Origin of the sequence: Corynebacterium sp. HMSC034A01 (assembly GCF_001838175.1) — a bacterium.
Lineage (GTDB): Bacteria > Actinomycetota > Actinomycetes > Mycobacteriales > Mycobacteriaceae > Corynebacterium.
Genome location: NZ_KV835915.1, coordinates 15,896 through 35,324 on the forward strand (window position 1 = coordinate 15,896; position 19,429 = coordinate 35,324).

Sequence of the window (19,429 nt, forward strand, 5' to 3'; positions counted from 1 at the left end):
TTTACACCTTAAAACCCAAACTTTTTCAGCTTTTCTTCAAACTCTTCGGCACCATTACTCACCCCAGTATCTCGCAACTGCTGGGCAATAGCATCACGGATGTCTGACTGGCCCATTTCAGAAACAGCGCTCTTAACCTCTTCCACGGATGTCGCGATCATCCCCAAGCCCCTTTCAGCCATTCCCTTTGCCCTGCGCACTTGATCATCGGTCTTGGTCTGCGGATTAGGCACAAAAATCGCTGGCAACTCTGAAACGACGCTCTCTTGAACTGAGTTGTAACCCGCTGCGAAGATCGCCGCGTCGAACGCCTTGAGATATTTGAGAACTGGATAAGCACTGAACTTCAATACATCATCATGCTGGAGTTCGAAATCTTTCTTCAAAGGATTCGCGACTAAAACCGGCTCCCACTGCTCCCCTAGTCCACGAACTGCAGCGATAGCGACCGACTTCAACTGGTTTGTATCGTTTACCACTCCAGCCCCTAGCTGAATTAGGAACAAGCGTCTATCGCGTGGCAACCCAAGCTGCCTCCGGGCCTCGTCTCGTTCTAGCAACTCGCTACGGCCAAGCAGCGTCACAGGGTTAACATAACTTGTCTGTATTTCTTTTTGGTGGCTGGGTTCAGCTTCGACACAGCCATAGTCTCGCGGCACGACCACCCCGTCAACAAATTCTGCTGGCCGTTGACGTTGTGCGCTTTTCCTAAACACTTCATGTCGCCAACAACCCCGTTGCAACCAAATGAGCGGTACGCCGGCCTGGCGAGCTGCCGCCGTGACCCCTCGATACACATATGTGCCGTCAAAAATGATCATTTCTGGCTTATACCCCTTGACAACTGCGCCTAGGTGCGCCTTTAACAGAGGATTCCAAACGGCTCCATTCAGGCCGAGATCGCCATAGGATGGGAAGTACACAATTTCCTTCGAGCTTTTACCTAGGACGTGATACGCACTTGAGAGGGTATAGATCAGGCTTTGCCCATTAAGGAAACGTGAGATAGCCGCTAAACGAGTTAAATGCCCCAAACCTGCACCGTTACTGCTAACTAGCAAGACCCGGTGATTCGGGGAGGATGAAACCGGCCGACAGTTTTGCTCGATCCGTCGAGTCATTTCCTCAAAGTCTGATTCACTAATCCTGTTTTTCCCTGCTAAGAGGCGGGATCGTAGTTTTGACCAACGCAAAGGACTCTTCTCACTTTCGTACATGGACTTAAATCAAAGCTTCGAGGCTCACCCGCTGTTGTCGTCGACGATGTGAAGAGCTGGCTGCCCGTAATCGACAATGGTGCTCTTCAACAAGGCGGATGCCTCATCGACCCGCTTCCGAGCTCGCAGTTTGTTCCACTTCTCGTAAATTGGAGCAATTTCTCCGACCGCCCCATCCGCAACCACCTCTCCATCGTTAATCCAAATAACACGGTTGCACTGTTTTCGAATAGTCGATGCCGAATGTGAAACTACGATCACGGTTCCGCTATCTCCAAGAAAGCTGTCCATGCGCTGGCGTGCCTTAATCGCGAAGGTCGAGTCACCGGTTGAAAGAGCCTCATCCACCATTAAAATCTCCGAGGCTGTCTCGGTAGCGATTGCAAACTTAAGCCGCGCTTTCATTCCCGAGGAGTACGTTTTAAGTGGTCGGTCGAAAGCATCGCCCAGTTCAGTCCACTCTCCGATTTCCTCTGCTCGGCACTTGCTTTCTTGCCTAGTCATCCCCTGCGCCAAAAGTCCTAATCGGGCATTTACTCGGCCAGATAGGTCCCCTTGCAGAGCCGCAGAGACGCTTAGCAGGGAAGGCGTTGATGAGACAAAGACGTCGCCGAAAGAAGGCGCGATCTGGCCTGACAATATCGAGAGTAGCGAGGATTTACCGGATCCGTTCCTCCCCAAAATCCCGATAGACTCGCCACGGTAGATAGCGAAACTTACACCTTTGAGTGCCTCAACACTTACCCCTCTTCCGAGAAACGGAAGGAGATATGCGGAACCGCTGGTGCTCAGGCGGTACGTCAAGCCCACGTTGTCGGCTACCACCACTGGATCATTTGAGGGTTGCATAGCGCCCCTCCGCTGCCCAGAAGTACACAAATCCTATGAGCGTCAGCCCGAGGCTCCAGCATGTTATATAAGCCCAAGTAAAAGCAGACGGTACCGTGCCATCGAGCACAGAGACTCTCGCTGCTGAAAGAAACTGGTGCACCGGGTTTAGTTTCATCAGAAGCTCGAGCGTCGGATGATTGACAAATCGATCGATAGAGAAGAAGATGCCCGATAGAAAGAACAAGCCGCGGACGACCAAATTCACCAACGACCGCAGGTCAGGAAGAAATGCACACGCGCGAGCAACCACGAAACTGCAGCCGAGGCTGAAAAACTGCATTAATACATAGACAGGGACAACCAACACCACTGTCCAGGAAACCGGTTTGTCAAGCTGCCACAAAAGCGCAAGACCTACTGCCACCAGTGCGGGGACTATGCCGTCAATCGCATGCTTCAAGGTCTCGCCTATGACCACAGCACCCCTTGGGAAATTGAACGACGACATAAGTGCGCGGGATCTACGAACAAGGTTGCTTCCAGTTGCCAGTCCACGAGTAGTAATACGAAAAAAGACTACCCCGATAGCCAGAAAACCCGGAAAATTGTCCATTCCTTTAGACACCTGCAAGACCACACCGAAGATAAAGCCATAGAAGGCAGTCTGTAAAAGCGGGTCTAAAAGGACCCAGATTCGACCAAGGAATGTATCGCGACCGTTTTTGTTTGCACCGGTCCTAGCATTTAACAGCGTGAAATTTCTGGTGCGCCAAATGTCTCGGAGGTACTCTCCAATTGGTGGCCTCGACTGGAGACGCTTCAATCCACCGATGTTGACGTGAATAGTTTCGGTCACAATACTCCAGTCTTTTGCCTATTGAGATCGCAGATGCGACCGTTACAACGGTCGCATTCCAGCACCTGTTAGAGACGGTGTGCCCGATCGCCTTCCGTAATGCCCACAGTGTCAAAGAAGATACCTGCCCGGTTAACCAGGTCTTCAATGTCATAGGCATCATGAGGCTGCAGCAGAATTACGATGTCCGCATCTTCAACCGCACTATCAAGGTCATTTACCCTGTCGAGCTTGATCTCGTCATCGTTCGGGTCGTCAGATACGTTCCAAGTTTCGACGAATGGATCATGGTAGTGCAAGTCTGCCCCAAGAGAAAGCAGACGTTGAGCGACAGGAACCGCCGGAGACTGACGCTGATCAGCGATATTCGGCTTATAGGTAATGCCCAAGAGAAGTACGTTGGACCCGTTAAGCGCTTTCTTCTCATTGTTAAGCAGTCGCACTGCCCGATCTACAACGTACGTCGGCATCGAATTATTGATTTCTTGTGCCAACTCTACGAACCTGAACGGGTAACCGAGTTCTTTCCGAACCTCGTATGACAGGTAGTTGGGATCGATCGGAATGCAGTGTCCGCCCACACCCGGACCCGGGTTAAAGCGCATGAATCCGAACGGCTTTGTCGATGCCCCTCGGATAACTTCCCAAATGTTAATTCCAAGTTCATTGCAGAACTGGGCCATCTCGTTAACCAACGCGATGTTGACGTGACGGAATGTATTCTCCAACAGCTTCGCCGTTTCGGCCTCTTTGGTACCGTCGATATCAACGACCGTATCGATGAAGCTTCCGTAGAACCCCTTAGCCTTCTCGCTCGATTCAGCATCCAAACCACCGACTAGCTTCGGGGTATTTGTGATGCCGAACTTCTTCGAGCCCGGATCGACGCGTTCTGGGCTGTAAGCGACATGAAAGTCCTTACCCGCGACGAACTTAGAGTGCCCCTCCAACAGCGGGATGCAGACGTTATCGGTAGTACCGGGGTACGTCGTTGATTCGAGGATGTAGGTGCTCCCTTTACGCAGATGCCGGCCTACCGTGGACGTAGCAGCTTCGACTGCCCGCAGGTCGGGAGAACCAGCATCTCCAAGAGGTGTAGGTACGCAGACAACCACCACTTGACTATTGGCGATGCAAGTTGGGTCGACCGTAGCCTCGTAGCCGAGCGAGATCATCTCCTCGATCTCACCGTCCGATAGGTCGTCGACGTGGGACTTACCGCTATTTAGCGCTTCAACGGTCTTTGCGTTGGTATCCAGCCCCCAAATCTTCCAACCCGCTTTTGCTGCTGCTTGTGCGAGAGGCAGGCCAACGTATCCCTGCCCCACAATCGTCGCTGTTCTTTCCACAATTCCTCCCAATCGGGTTAATCGTTTACCGTCGGTGATCACGAGCGAGCCGCAAAAGCCTATCCGTAGATCAATGCATTAACTATACGTTTTACTCGCCGGTTCGCGCACATCTAGAACATGTTCCGGGTATCAATGACCGCCGCTTCTCCGAAAACGCTAACCTCGAGTGCGCTGAAGGCGTCATGCGCGACAAGACCGACAACAGCGTCGAAGATCTGCAAACTATGGGGTATCTCCTGGCTAAACTGAACGTTTACCGCTCCGCCTAGACTCTCCGGGAGCTCCGACGCCATTGGATCAACCACAAGAATGTCACTACAAGGCAACTCTCGTGACAGCATTGAGACTACCGTGACCGCAGGTGACTCCCTGACATCGTCAACATTTTCTTTAAATGTGATTCCAAGCACGAGAATGGAAGCGGTGGCTTCCGTGTCGAGAGCTTCAATGACACGCTCTACAACTTCCTTCGGCTTCCCGTCATTTACCGACCGTGCTGCCTCGATCATCGGCGTCGGATTCTCCGACGCTGCTGCTAGAAACCACGGATCAACCGCGATGCAGTGCCCGCCAACTCCGGGACCCGGTTTCAGAATATTCACACGGGGGTGGTGATTTGCTAGAGAAATCACTTCCCATGCATCGGCTCCTAAATATCTTGAGATAGTTTCGAGCTCATTTGCGAAAGCGATGTTTATGTCGCGAAAAGTGTTCTCGGCGAGTTTGGTAATTTCAGCAGTGATTGCATCTGTCAAATGAATCGTTCCGTGGCAGAACGATTCATACATTGACTTAGCCCGCTTTGCCGCAGACTCCGTAAGTCCGCCCACAATCCTGTCATTCTCCGTAATTTCGAAGAGTATATTCCCCGGTAATACTCTCTCCGGGCAGTAAGCAAACTGGATTGCATCTCCCTCAAGCTGACTGCTGAGATCGGGACGGGTTTCAAGAACCCAACTCCGGACTTGCTGCGTCGTACCGGGTGGACAGGTTGATTCAATGACGATCAGTTCATCGCCTTGAAGGACCGCACTCACATGTTCGACGGCTGATTTCAGATACGCCAAATCTACTTTTTTATCTTTGCCAATCGGTGTCGGTACTGCCACGATGTAGCAGCTCGCATTTGGGAGCGTGTCTGCCACCGTGAGCGATTCGGATTCAAGAACTTCTCGAAGTGCCTTGTCGAGGCCATTCTCTACAAAGGGCGCTCGTGCATCGGAAATAATTTGTCGCTTCACGCTGTCAATCTCGTAGCCAGCAACATTCCCGGTAGCTTTCGCCAAAACAACGGCTGTTGGCAGTCCGATATAACCGAGCCCGACGACGCAAACGGAAGCTCGCTTGTCTCGTTCACTCAAAGTGACTCGCTTTCTAAGTTCCCCGCGGCCTTTCGATAAAAGTCCACGATATCTGCTGCAATTCTCGGCCAAGTCCGATTTTGGGCCCAAGCCTTCCCATTCGAGACATCTTTGCTAGTTGCTCGGCAATTTATTATGGCACTTGCCAGTTCGTCGGAGTTATCCGCCGCAAAATACGTCGCGTGACCACCGGTCACCTCCCTAAGCGCCGGCAAGTCAGAGGCGATCACTGGAATCTCTAAAGCTAGCGCCGCTAGTGGCTTGATCGGCGTCACTGTTCTGCATACCGGTAAATCTTTTCGTGGGACAACGAAAATATCCAACGCCCGGTACCACTGAAGCGCTTGAGCTTGAGGCTGCTTCCCTGCGAAGTGAATGCGGGATAACAAATCTAGCTCTTCAGCCACCTCTTTCAAACGATTGAGATCGTCTCCATCACCGACGATGAGAGCCTGATACGTCGGGGGAAGCAACGCCAGAGCCCGGATCAGAGTCTCTAACCCCTCATAGTGGACCACCGAGGTAACGGTCCCGATTGTGATCTTCTCCGGGTCCACCCCAGCTCGTCGCTTTGCTTCCTCCGCTGACAACTCATAGGAGAAGATTGCTTCGTCAGCTGCATTGGGAGCAACCAAAATCTTCTCGGGCCCGACTCCTCGTGCAATGAGACTGTCACGAGCGATTTCGCTTAGCACCACCACTCCAGTGGCGCGCATCGCAGCTTCGAGCTCTTTTTCCCGCCAGCGCCGATAATGCTCCGACTTTTCAGAACGAGGCTGCCCGCTCTTAGTCGGAGCAGAAAGCCAAGTCTTTTCAATTTCGCCTCGCATCTCATAGATCCATGGCAGGCTTGCGTCCTGTGCAGCTCGAGATACCACCACTGCGTTCGGAAATCCCGTAGTTGTATGCAAAATCATGGGGCGAGTTTGGTTTGCTCGCTTTCTTATCCCTCGCGTGGCACAGCTAATGTAGCGCTTTACTGTCGCAGGGTGAAAAGCCTCAACAACGCGAAAATAGTCGACTCCCTCAACGCGGTTCTGCATCCGAAATACCGGTTCGCCAATCTCGGCTGGATAATTCAAACGCGTTTGAGCAGCAACTGGAAAATCTGTTTTCGCGATGGCGCTCAGTAACGCATGTGTGCGCTTCGAATAGCCGGAGTTGGTATATGGGAGTGAGTTACCGCAGATATACAGGACCCCATTACTGAAATCTTGTTCCCCGGCAACGTCGTCTCCAGTTGCCGCCTGGATCGGCGTGGCAAACCAAGCCAATTTCTGACGGCATCGCATTCGAACTAGCAGGTTTTTCCAACTTTCCAGAGGCCTCAAACCAAAGAAGTCCGCTCGTTGGATCGCCAGAGAGTACTCGCCCAAATCCTCCAGCCGTTCGGCTTCGGTGAGGTGTGCATGACGGTGAGCATTAGACCCCAGTTTTCGACGCACCTTTGAAGAAAGTTCACGAGGGTCCAGCAAAAACTGTTGGGCAATGTACGTGGTAAACGCACTGAAAGAACGCAGAACATCCAGCATTTCTCACCTCTCAATGGCTTCATGCAAGATTGCTTTTAGGGTACTCGGTACTATTGTCCTCTCTTCGTGCTGGAGAGCTTCCGCGGGACCGTTTCCTATCAATAGACGTCTACGATCTCGGCTCAGGCTGCACCAGAGTTCGGCAAGTGCTTCGGGGTCATTCGGCGGTACGACATCTCCTGCTTGCAGGTTCCGAATAATGTCTGCCGCTTCGCCTTGGATTGCACCGCTAATATGAATCCCTAACTGGACTAACTCAAAAGTTTTGCTAGGCACAGCGGCTTTCAGTGGCTCCCAGTCGGCCAGATGGACCAGTGCGGTATCTGCCCACTCGTAGTGATCTGCAATCTCCCCAGCACCAAGACGCCTATAGATCTGCACGGGCAATCCGGTTCCCTTTATCATCGACCGCAGGGCAGCGCTGGTCGCTCCTGCCCCCACGAGGTGCAGTTCGACAGCACACCCCTTTGCATTCGCAATACGGACGGCCTCGACTGCATTGGATAGTTGCTGTGCTCGGCCAAGTGTTCCTGCGTAGAGAATTCGGAGTTTGTCGCCACTGAGTCTTGCTTCTTTCCTCTCCGGTACGGATTGTGGAGGAAACACATTGCGGATCGTTGCTAGATAGGGCTTTCGGCCTGGCCTGTTTCCGTTCATCCGCTCCGATAACCGTTGTTTAAGGTGATCAGATGTAAGAATCATCGCGGTGCTGCGCTCGTAGCAGAACTGCAACGAAAGGTGCGTCAATTTGCTTACTAGCTGAAGCGGCCCCCTCCGCAACAGGCGCTCACGAATTGATTTCCGTCCCGTTCCCGCATTCCACGAGGAGCTGTAATTAAGCAGGTCCGGCCAGGCGTCTCGCAAGTCAATAATGTATGGCCGCTTGAACAAACGCCCCACTAAGTAAGCGGCTACGGCGGTGGGCAAGGCGGGCACCGTCCCGATCACAAGGTCAGGTATAAAGTCATCCGACTTCCGGTGGCGGAAACAAGTGACTACCGTACTTAACGCCACATACCCCTGATTCAATGCGCGGTAGGTTAACGACTTGCTAGAGGGTAAATACCCACATCGCCATATTCTTTCGCCCTCGGGGCCGACCTCGTAAGCGGTCCGTCGCTCGGAAATCGAGTTGACGTACTCCATGAAGCTAAGTTCTCGGTTGTAGTGAGGAGGTGGTGCCACAACCACTACTTCATGACCTAGTTCCCGTAAATGGTGTGTTAGCCACGACCAACGACGCTGAGGCACCCCGTTTTCCGGCCACCAATACTGTGAAAGTACCAAAATACGCAAGTGTATTTTCCTTCCAGGATTGATGCACCGGATTCACTGTGGGGCCAGCGGGGCTCGAACCCGCGACCAACGGATTATGAGTCCGTAGCTCTAACCGACTGAGCTATAGCCCCTCGTTTGCGGAAAGTATAGCCATGCGATTCTGCTCGTGATGAAATACCCCATGCCCTGTGGCCCCTAACCATTCGTAATGAGCAAATTGTGGAGAGCATCAGCAACGCGGTAGGAAGCCCTTCCTTCCCCGTACGGGCTTGAAACTACCGACATAGCTGCCAACTCTTCCTCGTCATCCAAGAGTCGAGTAGCTGCTTCGACAATTCGAGTCGAATCGGTACCCACCAAACGGACAGACCCTGACTGCAGAACTTCATGTCGTTCAGTCTTATCCCGCATCAGCAAGACCGGAACGCCCAGAGCCGGTGCTTCCTCTTGCACGCCTCCGGAATCCGTAATCACCATCCAGCTTCGCCTTAAAAGCGCCGTAAACTCCGGGTAAGGCAATGCGTCGGTCAAGAGCACATTTTGTTTACCAGCCAGCTTCTGTTGGAAGGCGTCTTTAACTAGCGGGTTGGCATGCAGCGGAACCACGAAAGAGACGTCGCTGAATGCGTTGGCGAGCTGGTCTATGGCAGAAGCAATCCCTCCAAGTTTGCCCAGATTTTCCCTTCTGTGGGCCGTTACCAAGACGAATCTTGCTTTCCGATTAACAAGGTCTTTTACGCGGTCATCGGAAAAGTCGACATCCCATCCCGAAACCTCGTAGAGAGCATCAATTACCGTGTTCCCCGTAATTACGACCTTTTCTTTAGGGATGCCCTCCGCCAACAGATTCTGTGAAGCATCACCAGACGGCGCACAGTGCAATTCTGCAATCTGGCTGATCAATCGGCGGTTTGCTTCTTCGGGGAACGGCGCACGAATGTCCCCGGTCCTCAATCCTGCTTCAAGGTGCGCAACCTTTACTCCCCTGTTGAAAGCCGCCAAAGCAGAAGCAAAGGCGGTCGTGGTATCCCCTTGTACAAGAGCTAACTGAGGCGCAACTTCCTCGAGAATGGAGTCGAGACCACTGATAGTCGATGCAAGAAGTTCATTGAGCGCCCTCCCCACCGGCATCGCTGGCAGTTGATAATCAGCTTGAATGCCAAACCGCTCGACTATCGACTCAAGCAGCTGCTGGTGCTGCGCCGTCGAAACGACGACCACGTCCAGGTCTTCGTACGACTTCAGTCGACGGATAACCGGTGCAAGCTTGATGGCTTCTGGTCGCGTGCCATACACAACCATCACCTTCGGGTTTTCACTTACCATTCCACGTCCAAGCTGTTCTTTCTCCGCTCAAGATCAATCGATTCCGAGCATTCGGTTAGCTCTATGAACTCTACCGACAGTTGTGAAGTCAATGCGAACTTCCACTCCTAGATACACTATCCACCATGTACCAATACGTTGTCGGGGCCGCCGCCGGGTATGTGCTCGGCACGAAAGCCGGCCGGAAGCGCTACCACCAGATCGTTAACGCCGCGCAGGCTGTCGCCAACTCGCCGGTAACCAAGCAGGTCACCTCCTCCGCTCGCCGGGCTATCGCGAACAAGATCGATCCGGAGCCGCGCATGCGCGAGGTGAAGGACCTCCGCAAGGGCAAGAAGCTGCGCGGCAATTCGGCCAAGCAGATCGAGGACACGATCTACGAGCCGGACCAGGATTAGGCCAGCCCGGCGACGATCCCGTCGAGGATGTCCTTTTCGCTGATGATGAAGCTGGTGGCACCAGCTTCACGCTCGAAGGCGTCCATGAGCTGCTCCACCACCGTGGAGCCGGAGCCGATGACGTCGGCGCGGCCGGGGTGCACGACGGGATTCTCGCGTCGTTGAGCCGCAGTCTTGGCGCGTAGGTCCGCGGTCACCTCACGGAGCCGGTTGAAGGGGATCTCCGACATGTGGATACGCTCGGTGTTGTAGCTGTCCAGCCCCTGCGCTAGCGCGGAGAGCGTGGTGAAAGTGCCGGCGCAGCCGACAAACATCCGCGCATCTGCAAAAGGAACGACGGACGCGGCGTCGGCGATTTTTTCGTCGATAAGTGCGCGCGCCTTAGTCGTCTCCTCCGCTGTGGGCGGGTCGGTGCGCATGATGCGCTCGGTGATGCGCACACACCCCATTTGGGTGGAGATGGCGTGGCCCTCCATGACGAACTCCGTCGACCCGCCGCCGAGATCGATCACGCAGAACGGGCCGCGGGCCGAGTCGATGTCCGCGGTGGCGCCGGCAAACGACAGCGCCGCCTCCTCCTCGCCGGTGATGACCTCGGCGACTGCGCCCGGCTGGATCTTGCCGAGCAGCTCGCGGGTCATGGCGAAGAAGTCCTCGCGGTTGGCGGCGTCGCGGGTGGCGGAGGTAGCCACCATGCGCACTCGGGTGACGTGCTCGCGCTGCATCTCGTCGACGTAATCCGCGAGCGCCGCGCGGGTGCGCTCGATCGCCTCTGGGGCGAACTGGCCTGTCTCGTCGACGCCTTGGCCGAGGCGGACGATGGTGTTGCGGCGGGAGACCTCGCCGGTGTCCGTGTCGTGGATGAGTAGGCGGATGGAGTTGGTGCCGCAGTCTACGGCGGCGACGCGGGTCATGCGAGCCCCTCCCCTGCTTCCTCGAGGGTAATGCCGAGGTCGTCGAGCGTGGGCCAGTCGGCGGGGATGGCGGTGCCGCGCAGGTCGCCGTGCTCGGCTGCCAGTGCCACGGCCTCGGTGCCGAAGCGGACGCGTTCCGGGCCTTCGGCGAGCGCGAAGGCGATGAGCACGTGGAGGCACTTCACCCGCTCGGGCATGCCGCCGCCGGAGAAGTCGGTGCCCAGGTCCTCGATGGCGTTGCGCTCTTTCAGGAAGTGCTCGTGGGCGGCCTGGTAGTCGGCGCGGAGTTCCTCCCCCTCGTCGCTGTCTTCGTTCAGGCGGTTCTCCATCCACTTCATCACCTGCGCGACCTCGAGGCGGGAGGCCTCGGCGGTCAGGCGCGGGTCGGTGAGGTAGTAGAGGGTGGGAAACGGGGTGCCGTCGTCAAGCTTGGGCGCGGTTTTCACCACGGCCGGCTGGTTGTCCGGGGTGGTGCACGCGATGGCGAGCACGCCGCGCGGGGTGCGGCCGAGCTGCTCGGCAACGGTGGCGAGTTGTTCGTCTGTGGGAGGAGTGTGCATGCGGGCTATTGTCCCACACGCGCACCGCCACGATTAACGCCCTGCAACTCGTCTCAGGCCAAATGGTCGGCAAACCACACGGCGATCGAATCGCGATCATGTAAGTCCAAGGCAACATCCTCCACGAAGTCTGCGACCACTTCCGCATCGATTTCAACCAAGTCGAATCCCTCGAGGTTCAGATAGGTGACGGCGCACACCCATGCGGTCCGCTTGTTTCCGTCGGAAAACGCATGAGCGTTGATGAGCATCATCAACAATTCGGCAGTTCTGCCAAACACTGACGAAATCAGATACTGCCGGCCGAAGGTTTGAATCGGGGCAGCAAGCGCCCCCTCGAGCTTGCCTCGGTCTAAGACATTGAAGTCATTGGCGATTAACTGGCGATTCAGCTCAATAACTTCTTCGGGAGGCAAGCAATAGTGATTCATTCAGCACTGAGTTAACGGTCCGCCAACAAAGCGATAGCTTCGGCCCACCTCGCGGTGTTTGCTTCAAAAGTGGCGCGCACATCTTCGGTGCTCCAATTCGGGCGTCCGTCGAACGGTCGCCTGGGGACCTTGTTCCCTTTAGCTTCGCAACGAGCGTAGAAGCGCATCGTTGTCTCCTTCGAAATCACTCTGCTGGAGCGAGCGTGCTTGCCGAGCCCTTCCCTCGCCTCGAGCCACGGCTCCTCCTTGTGGGTTTGCTCGATGAGCCGCTCTCTACTCCAGTTGCCATAGAAATCAAGAACACTGGCAATAGCCGCTTCCTCACGTGGAAGCAGCGCACTCCCGTCACCCTGAGGAAGATTCCGGGACATACGACTGTCGCGACCTTTATTTGCGTGATACAGCACTGGCGCTACAGGCCCGTCAACCCATGCTTCAAAATTTTCGTTGAAGAGGGGCTCACCGTACCAAGCGGCAAACCAAGAATCGGCGTAGTAGGTCAACTTTTCCAAGCGCCATGCATCCACCCAGCCAAGTTCGTCGTATATGAACTGAGCTACGTCAAGAATCTTCGCCATTTCCGCCTCCTCTCACAATTGCCACTGGAATAGCGTTTACGCAGAATGTAGCACTGCTCCCTCACACCAAGGCATTTTCCAAACGACAAACGTTCGAAATCGCTCTTACTGCGCCGGCGCGGGAGCTTCCGGTGCCGGGGCCTCAGGCGCACCCGGGGCCTCCTCTGGAACAGGCCCCTCCGGCGCGGCGGGTGCTTCGGGGGCGGGGGCGGGCGGAGCGTCGTCGATAGGCGGAAGCTCCTCGGTTGGGACCTCGCGCAGGGAGTCCCACATCACTTGCGGCCAGGTGCGGGTGTCGGGGATGTCGTCCTTGCCGGTGGTGATGGCCTCGGGCGCGGTCATGCGGGGGTCGATGATGCGCCAGGCGGTCTCGCCCTCCTCCATCACACCGAGGCGGCGGCGGGCTTCCTGTTTGAGGAAGGCGTCGTCGTCGTACATGGCGATGTCGTCCTCCAGCGCCTTCTTCTGAGCCTCGAGGCGGGCGATGGACTCGTTGGCGCGGGCGATCTCGGCGCGGCCCTCGTAGAAGTTGCGAAGCGGCGCCGCGATGGCCAGCAGCACGAGGATGAGCACGGCGATGAGGATGACCACGCTCGCCATGTCCTGCTTCGGAAATGCGATGGCCCTGCCGCGCTGCTTGTGGCGGGCGGCGCGCTCGGCGTTTTCCCGGTCGCGGCTGGCAACGGGGACCGTGCTGGGGCGGCGGGTGCGGGAGCGCTTCGTCATAATCAGCAGATGATACGCCAGAGGCTAGATGCGCTCGAGGATCTCGCGGATTGCGGCGCGGCCGGCGTAGCGGGCGCGCAGGTCCTCCACCAGCTCGTTGAAGCGGGCCTGCGCGTTCGCGTCGTCGGCGACGAACTTGCGGATGTCGCGCAGCTCCGCCTCCAGGCGCTTGTAGCTGGGCAGATCACCCGCGGCGGCGAAGTGCTCGGCCAGGCGGAACATCAGCTCGGTGCCGCGGGCGCGGTCCACGTTCACGCCGATGGCGGTGCCCATCTCAAAGATCAGCTCCGAGTCCAGCTCGTCCGGGCGCGGGTGCTCGGTGGCCACGCGGTAGCCCAGCTCGAAGTCGTCGAAATGCTCGGCGTAGAGCAGCTGGAGGTTGCCCTGGATCCAGCTCGGGACGGCGTCGATGACCTCTTGGGCCATGGCGGGAGTGACGCCGTCCTCGCCCAGCAGTTCGCGGAAGCCCCGGCCCGGGTGGGCCTTGGCAAAGGCGGTACGGAAATTCAGCAGGGCGCCGGGGCCGAAGTAGCGGTCCAGGCGTTTGGTCAGCGCCTCCATGGAGATGCCGGTGCCGCCGAGTCCTAGTCGCTTCTTGCTCACGCGCTCTTTCATTGCGGCTTCGAGCAGGTCGCGGGCGTCGTCGTCGCGGGCGCGCTCCTCAAAGAAGGCGAGCAGCTCGTCACCTAAAAGCATCTGCTCGAGGGCGGTGTCGTCGCCGCGCAGGCGCGCGATGCCCTCGCGCAGGTACTCCAGGGAGTCGCCGTAGCGGCCGTGAGAGTCCTGCGTGTCCTGTTTGTCCAGGCGGCGCTCCAACTCGTCGACGGCCGGGATGTCCAGCCAGTCGGCGTAATCGGCCAGGTCGGGTTCGCCGAAGCCGGTTTCGTCGAAAACCAGGTTGGAGATCCACTCCACCACCTCCCCCGGCGTCGGCGGCGCCTGCCGGTAGGCGGCCAGGTGGAGGATGATGGCGGTGCGGTAAGCGTCGGCGAGCGAGCCGTAGGCGTCGTCAGTGCGCAGCAGCATCTGCCCGATGCCCTCGGTGGCGGCCTCCAGCGGGCGCACCAGCTGCGCGCCCCAGCCACGGTCGATGCAGGTGGAGCAGATGTCCAGCAGCGCGAACCACTCCTGCGCCACCTCCGCGGTCAAGCGCGCGGACCAGCCGGGGTTCTTGCGGCTCAAGCGGTCCACCCGTTGGGCGATTCGCTTGCCCACGGCCTCCGGTCCCCCACCGTGCTCCGCCGCCCCAACCTCCAGCACAAGGTCCACGTTCGGCTGCGCCACGCGCAGGTTGCGCACGAGTTGGACCAGCTGGTCGTGGCGCAGGTTGGCCACGTAGGTGTCAATCTCGTCGTCGAACACGGCCTCCGCCGCGGCCGCCGCCTGGACGTTCGGGGTGAAGACCTTGCCGCGCTCGCTGATCAGCTTCAGCGCGGTGGCCACCGCGTGTCGGCACCACTCGTGCTCGATCGCGCAATCGCACTCGGCCTGCAGGTCGGCGCCGCTGAGCAGGAGCCGCACGTGGTACTCGTGCGGCGCGGTCACTGTGGAGCGCACCACGTTGTCGGTGCGCTCGGTGATCTCCACGCGCTGCGGGTCGATCTTCTGCCCGCGGTCAAAACTCGCGTGGTCGGTGCGCTCCGCGAGGTAGTCCACGGTCAGCTGATCAAACATAGTACGAATAGTCACCCGCCCAACTTTACGTGCTTTCGCCCCAACGCTGCCTGTCTGGATTCCAATAGGAGTCGCCGAGATCACCGGATAGCGCCGGATCCAGCACCTCGCAGACATACGACATCGCTGCCGGGAAACTGCGGTATTCCTCAGGCAAACCGAAATAGGTCGCGGCATGCATTGAGAAGTTCTTTTCCCACGACGGTGGCGCCCACATCTCCGTCGGGGTCTCAATTCCCCTTCGCCGCGCTTCGTGTCGGCAAGCGCTCTCCAGCCTTTCCGCCAAAATCGGTTGTGTGAGCAAGATGGTGATGATGTCCGCCAGGTCGTGGTAACGGTTGCTGTCCCCACTGCGGTGTTCTTCCCTCATCGCGCAGATCTTGTCCGCGAGCTGCGACTCAATCGCAGTGGCGAAAACCGCAAACGGTTTGAGGTACTCCGAGGAGAGTTTGCCCAGCGTCGGATCAACTTCTACCCGTTCATGTGGTTCCTGCGTATGCCGCTGTTCGGTGAGGTCCAGGCTAAAGGCCTGGAACACAACTGCTCCCGTCATGGCGTCGAGCGAGACTTCGTAGGTCGGTCCCCTGTAACCATCGTCACTACCTGTTCGCTTCTGCCGCACTCTTTTTACTCTGTAACTCAGCGGACCTTGTCCAGGCCGTCGAGCAATCTCGTGCATCTCAGCTTCGATGCTCTCAAGTGGACCAAGCCGAGGAATGCGGGCCAAATCAACATCGGTGGTAGTGCGGCCCTCACCGTTTCGCATCAGCAGAGACGCTCCTCCTTTAAGCACCCACACATCGGATCCCGCCTGAAAGACTCGCTCCAAGAACCCCTCAAATGCGATCTGGTAGCGAATTAAATCGCTGGGCAGCCCGCGGGCCTTCGACCTTCTCGCGATGGCTTGGTTGAGCTTCTTTTGCTGCTCTTTACTCTCACGCTTACTTACCGCCATTGCCCCACTGCCTTTCAATCTCATGGATCTGCTTGAGAATTGGGGCCAGTTTCTCTTCTAGTTGCACGGCGACAAGTTTCATCCTTTCCGTGAGTACCTTTTCCACGCGGGGGTCCATCTCTATATCCGGCATGGAGTGCACATAACGATCGCGCCATTCAACGATGTCTTCCAGCGAGGATGCTGCCTCGCTCAGTTCAGAGACTAGCTGCGTACCGGATTTCGCCCCGAAGGAACGGGCTGCAGGCTTCAGCTTCTCAGCGAGGTCATCGATGCGTACGTTCTCCTTTCGCAAGGCGTCCGCGACCAGGTCGGCCAGATAGCCCCTCTCGACCTTCAGTTCAGCCAGGTCGCCGACTGTCCTGGCAACACTTGTCACTGGCAGACCGTCTACTAAGACGATGTCTGCCTCTGCAAGCTCCCGGCGCGTGTAGATGCGGATCCCCTGTTGCCGCGTCTGCTTCGTGCCGCCGGTCGAGAATGTGAGCTTCGGCGGAATCAAACGCCCAATGCCGTGGATGCGCGCTGCAGACTCGTGAGAGACCACAACGGGCCACTCATCCTCCCAGCGCTCATCAATGAACTTCTTTGGCTCAAGAGACAGCCACGCGGCACGAATCTCATCCTGCGTCCCAGCCTGATGGGAGGGCAACAGGTACACCCCATGCCTCGCTCGATCAAGGTCGCCCTTCTCGGCCAACCGCGACAGTTGCAGCCTTTCCACGCCTTCCCGGCCAGCCTGCGCCGTAGTCACGATCCCCCACTGGTCGGCGGCGACCGTTTCCAAGGTCGCCAGCACCTCCGCTTGCTTCATACGGCACTCCGTCACTTTGTATCGCTTCCTGCTGACGATTGTATCACTCATCGAGATACAATCGTCAGTTCAGATTGATACAAACGTCAATCGATGCGACTAAAAGAAGATCCCGCGCCGAAAACGGGCGGGGCCGGAGGGGCGTCGATAAGCAAATGCTTACTTGAAGCGCGGGAACGCGGAGCGGCCCGCGTACTCGGCGGCCGGGCCGAGCTCCTCCTCGATGCGCAGGAGGCGGTTGTACTTGGCCACGCGCTCGGAGCGGGCCGGCGCACCGGTCTTGATCTGGCCGCAGGACAGGGCCACGGCCAGGTCGGCGATGGTGGTGTCCTCGGTCTCGCCGGAGCGGTGCGACATCATGGTGCGGTAGCCGTTGCGGTGGGCCAGCTCCACGGCGTCGAAGGTTTCGGTCAGGGTGCCAATCTGGTTGACCTTCACCAGCAGCGCGTTGGCGGCGCCCTTCTCGATGCCCTCGGCCAGGCGCTTCGGGTTGGTGACGAAGAAGTCGTCGCCGACGATCTGCACCTTGTCGCCCAGCTGCTCGGTGAGGGTGACGTAGCCGTCCCAGTCGTTCTCATCCAGCGGGTCCTCGATGGAGACGATCGGGTACTGCTCCACCAGATCGGCGTAGACCTTGATCATCTCCTCGGCGGAGTGCTTGCCGCCCTCGAAGTTGTAGGCGCCGTCCTCGAAGAACTCGGAAGATGCGACGTCGAGGGCGAGCGCGACATCGTCGCCAAGCTTGTAGCCCGCCTTCTCAATGGCCTCCACGATGAGATCCAGGGCCTCCTTGGTGGAGCCCACGGACGGGGCGAAGCCGCCCTCGTCGCCCAGGCCGGTGGACAGGTCCTTGGACTTCAGCACGCTCTTCAGCGCGTGATAGACCTCGGTGCCCATGCGCAGCGCCTCGGTGAAAGTCTCCGCGCCGACCGGGGCGATCATGAACTCCTGCACGTCCACACCCGAATCCGCATGCGCGCCGCCGTTGAGGATGTTCATCATCGGCACCGGCAGCACGTGCGCGTTCGGGCCGCCGATGTAGCGGTACAGCGGCAGCGCAGCCGAATCAGCGGCAGCCTTCGCCACGGCCATGGACACGCCCAAAAGCGCGTTCGCGCCAAGCTTCTTCTTGTTGTCGGTGCCGTCAAGCTCGAGCATGAGCGTATCGACGATCCGCTGGTCGTCCGCCTCAATCCCCGCCAACTCGTCCGCGATGGTCTCGTTGACGTTCTCGACAGCCTTCAGCACACCCTTGCCGGCGTAGCGCTCGTCGCCGTCGCGAAGCTCGTGCGCCTCGTGCTCGCCCGTGGACGCGCCGGACGGCACGCCCGCGCGGCCGTGGGAGCCGTCCGCGAGCAGCGCCTCCACCTCCACAGTCGGGTTACCGCGGGAATCCAGGATCTCGCGGGCGAAGATGTGCATGATGTCGGCCATGGTGACTCCTTGCGTGGGTCGGAAGCGTTTTACCGCGTACTAGCTTAGCCCGGTCAGTGCTACCGGTGGGCTGGTTGGTTCATGGCGTAGTTCGCCGCGGCGTCGCGGACTTTGGCCACGTAGTCGTTGGACTGGTTGTAGGCGAAAATCGCCTGGCGCCAGCCCTCCTCCGTAGCCAGGTCGCGCGTGTGCCCGCCGGAGTTGCACAGCAGGTTGGCGGCGCCGAGAGCGGCGTCGTCGATCTGCTGCGGGTCCGGGTGGCCGTCGCCGTTGGCGTCGCGCCCGTAGCGCGCCCAGGACTCGGGAATGAACTGCATGGGGCCGACGGCACGGTCGAACTCGGGGTCGTTGTCGAAGGCGCCTTGGTCGGTGTCCGTAACGTGAGCGAAGCCGTCGCCGTCGAGCTTCGGGCCGATGATCGGCGGCTCCGGGTAGCCGTCTTGGTTTAACTGGGAGTTGTTGAAGTGGCCCGTGTACGTGCCGTGGCGTGTTTCCACCCAGCCGATGCCGGCGAGCGTGTTCCACTGCAGGTTGCAGGCCGGCCAGGACTCGTTGGCGATCAGCGCGGCGTTGGCGTAGGCGCGGATCGCCTGGCCCGAGACGTTGGTGGCGTTGCCGATGTCCTGCGACCAGTCAAAGAGCAGGTCGGAGGTGCGGCCGGGGCCGTGGACGTCGATAGGCGGGGGCGCTACGGCGGCTGGCGGCGGCATGGTGGTGGGCACCGGCTGGAGCGGCTCGTGACGGTCCGGGGTGGAGAACGCGGCGATGAGCCACGCCACCAGCGCGACCACCATCACCACCGCGGCGGCCGCGACGAGGACACCCGCGCAGCCGCACCCGCGCGCTACTCGCCTGGCTGCTGACATGACCGGAGAGTGTACCGCGCGGGTGCCTGCGAATGGTGAACGCGCCGGTAGCACATACCCGCGTTGGGTTTTGTCGTAGTTGGCCCGAATTCGCGGCGGGTTTATGTCTGCCTTGAAGCACATACCACCGCGCACACCCGCGCCGAATTCAGGTATTGCGGCAAAACCTGAATTCGGCGATGCTTTTGGGGCGATTTGGGCGGACAGGCGGGTGGCGGGATCAAGCGGTTAATGCGCCACGTTTGAATATTTGCTCGAGTATTTCACGTGGGGTTGCTCCGCCGAGGACTTGTCGGGGTGTGTCGTTGAGTTCGTTTTGCACCCAG

19 protein-coding genes and 1 tRNA gene are annotated in these 19,429 nt (G+C 58.3%); 1 reads left to right on the top strand and 19 read right to left on the bottom strand.

The window, feature by feature from the left end; all coding sequences use genetic code 11:
* Positions 1-8: 8 nt before the first annotated feature.
* The 9 genes from HMPREF2791_RS11710 to wecB all read right to left on the bottom strand — a co-directional run bounded on the left by HMPREF2791_RS11710 (position 9) and on the right by wecB (position 9,753).
* Complete coding sequence (locus HMPREF2791_RS11710; RefSeq protein ID WP_168168274.1) at positions 9-1,121, bottom strand: glycosyltransferase; 1,113 nt, start codon at positions 1,119-1,121, stop codon at positions 9-11.
* Positions 1,122-1,241: 120 nt separating this feature from the next.
* A complete protein-coding gene (locus tag HMPREF2791_RS00035) occupies positions 1,242-2,066 on the bottom strand; it encodes an ABC transporter ATP-binding protein (protein WP_083327823.1) in 825 nt (274 codons plus the stop codon).
* Positions 2,050-2,904 carry an ABC transporter permease gene (locus tag HMPREF2791_RS00040; RefSeq protein ID WP_168168275.1) on the bottom strand — a complete coding sequence of 285 codons (855 nt, stop codon included), beginning with the start codon at positions 2,902-2,904 and terminating at the stop codon, positions 2,050-2,052. The genes HMPREF2791_RS00035 and HMPREF2791_RS00040 overlap by 17 nt, the downstream gene beginning before the upstream one ends.
* A 68-nt stretch (positions 2,905-2,972) precedes the next feature.
* Entirely contained in the window at positions 2,973-4,295 is a 1,323-nt protein-coding gene (locus HMPREF2791_RS00045) for a nucleotide sugar dehydrogenase (protein WP_246825270.1), read from the bottom strand.
* A 71-nt stretch (positions 4,296-4,366) separates the two neighbouring features.
* The gene (locus HMPREF2791_RS00050) at positions 4,367-5,617 is read right to left on the bottom strand and encodes a nucleotide sugar dehydrogenase (protein ID WP_070843736.1); all 1,251 of its coding nucleotides are present in this window, start codon (positions 5,615-5,617) and stop codon (positions 4,367-4,369) included.
* Positions 5,614-7,149, bottom strand: coding sequence for a glycosyltransferase family 4 protein (locus HMPREF2791_RS11460; protein WP_083327825.1), 1,536 nt, complete (start codon positions 7,147-7,149; stop codon positions 5,614-5,616). The genes HMPREF2791_RS00050 and HMPREF2791_RS11460 overlap by 4 nt, the downstream gene beginning before the upstream one ends.
* A gap of 3 nt (positions 7,150-7,152) precedes the next feature.
* Positions 7,153-8,400 (bottom strand): glycosyltransferase family 4 protein, encoded by a 1,248-nt coding sequence (locus HMPREF2791_RS11465; RefSeq protein WP_256380993.1) that lies wholly within the window; start codon positions 8,398-8,400, stop codon positions 7,153-7,155.
* A gap of 84 nt (positions 8,401-8,484) precedes the next feature.
* Positions 8,485-8,558 (bottom strand) — tRNA-Ile (locus tag HMPREF2791_RS00060).
* Positions 8,559-8,622: 64 nt separating this feature from the next.
* Positions 8,623-9,753 carry a non-hydrolyzing UDP-N-acetylglucosamine 2-epimerase gene (wecB, locus tag HMPREF2791_RS00065; protein ID WP_070843738.1) on the bottom strand — a complete coding sequence of 377 codons (1,131 nt, stop codon included), beginning with the start codon at positions 9,751-9,753 and terminating at the stop codon, positions 8,623-8,625.
* A 125-nt stretch (positions 9,754-9,878) separates the two neighbouring features.
* Between wecB and HMPREF2791_RS00070 the strand changes: the two genes are divergently transcribed.
* Entirely contained in the window at positions 9,879-10,151 is a 273-nt protein-coding gene (locus tag HMPREF2791_RS00070; protein WP_070843739.1) for a hypothetical protein, read from the top strand.
* Here HMPREF2791_RS00070 and HMPREF2791_RS00075 read toward each other — a convergent pair.
* The 10 genes from HMPREF2791_RS00075 to HMPREF2791_RS00120 form a co-directional block, all read right to left on the bottom strand.
* Positions 10,148-11,065, bottom strand: a complete 918-nt coding sequence (locus tag HMPREF2791_RS00075) for a Ppx/GppA phosphatase family protein (protein WP_070843740.1) — start codon at positions 11,063-11,065, stop codon at positions 10,148-10,150. The genes HMPREF2791_RS00070 and HMPREF2791_RS00075 overlap by 4 nt on opposite strands.
* A complete protein-coding gene (locus tag HMPREF2791_RS00080; RefSeq protein WP_070843741.1) occupies positions 11,062-11,625 on the bottom strand; it encodes a DUF501 domain-containing protein in 564 nt (187 codons plus the stop codon). Before HMPREF2791_RS00080 ends, HMPREF2791_RS00075 begins: the two co-directional genes overlap by 4 nt.
* A 53-nt stretch (positions 11,626-11,678) precedes the next feature.
* Positions 11,679-12,041: a type II toxin-antitoxin system death-on-curing family toxin gene (locus HMPREF2791_RS00085; protein WP_168168276.1), complete on the bottom strand. Its 363-nt coding sequence runs from the start codon at positions 12,039-12,041 to the stop codon at positions 11,679-11,681.
* Positions 12,042-12,067: 26 nt separating this feature from the next.
* Entirely contained in the window at positions 12,068-12,634 is a 567-nt protein-coding gene (locus HMPREF2791_RS00090; protein WP_070843743.1) for a Panacea domain-containing protein, read from the bottom strand.
* Positions 12,635-12,739: 105 nt separating this feature from the next.
* Positions 12,740-13,360, bottom strand: a complete 621-nt coding sequence (locus tag HMPREF2791_RS00095; protein WP_070843744.1) for a septum formation initiator family protein — start codon at positions 13,358-13,360, stop codon at positions 12,740-12,742.
* Between the two features lie 24 nt (positions 13,361-13,384).
* A complete protein-coding gene (locus tag HMPREF2791_RS00100; protein WP_141764863.1) occupies positions 13,385-15,049 on the bottom strand; it encodes an SWIM zinc finger family protein in 1,665 nt (554 codons plus the stop codon).
* Positions 15,050-15,059: 10 nt separating this feature from the next.
* Positions 15,060-16,013, bottom strand: coding sequence for a nucleotidyl transferase AbiEii/AbiGii toxin family protein (locus HMPREF2791_RS00105; protein WP_083327827.1), 954 nt, complete (start codon positions 16,011-16,013; stop codon positions 15,060-15,062).
* The gene (locus HMPREF2791_RS00110; protein ID WP_070843747.1) at positions 15,976-16,803 is read right to left on the bottom strand and encodes a type IV toxin-antitoxin system AbiEi family antitoxin domain-containing protein; all 828 of its coding nucleotides are present in this window, start codon (positions 16,801-16,803) and stop codon (positions 15,976-15,978) included. Before HMPREF2791_RS00110 ends, HMPREF2791_RS00105 begins: the two co-directional genes overlap by 38 nt.
* 159 nt (positions 16,804-16,962) lie before the next feature.
* On the bottom strand, positions 16,963-18,237 hold the full coding sequence (eno, locus tag HMPREF2791_RS00115) for a phosphopyruvate hydratase (RefSeq protein ID WP_070843748.1): 1,275 nt from the start codon (positions 18,235-18,237) through the stop codon (positions 16,963-16,965).
* A gap of 59 nt (positions 18,238-18,296) precedes the next feature.
* Positions 18,297-19,103: a lytic transglycosylase domain-containing protein gene (locus HMPREF2791_RS00120; RefSeq protein WP_070843749.1), complete on the bottom strand. Its 807-nt coding sequence runs from the start codon at positions 19,101-19,103 to the stop codon at positions 18,297-18,299.
* Between the last annotated feature and the right edge of the window lie 326 nt (positions 19,104-19,429).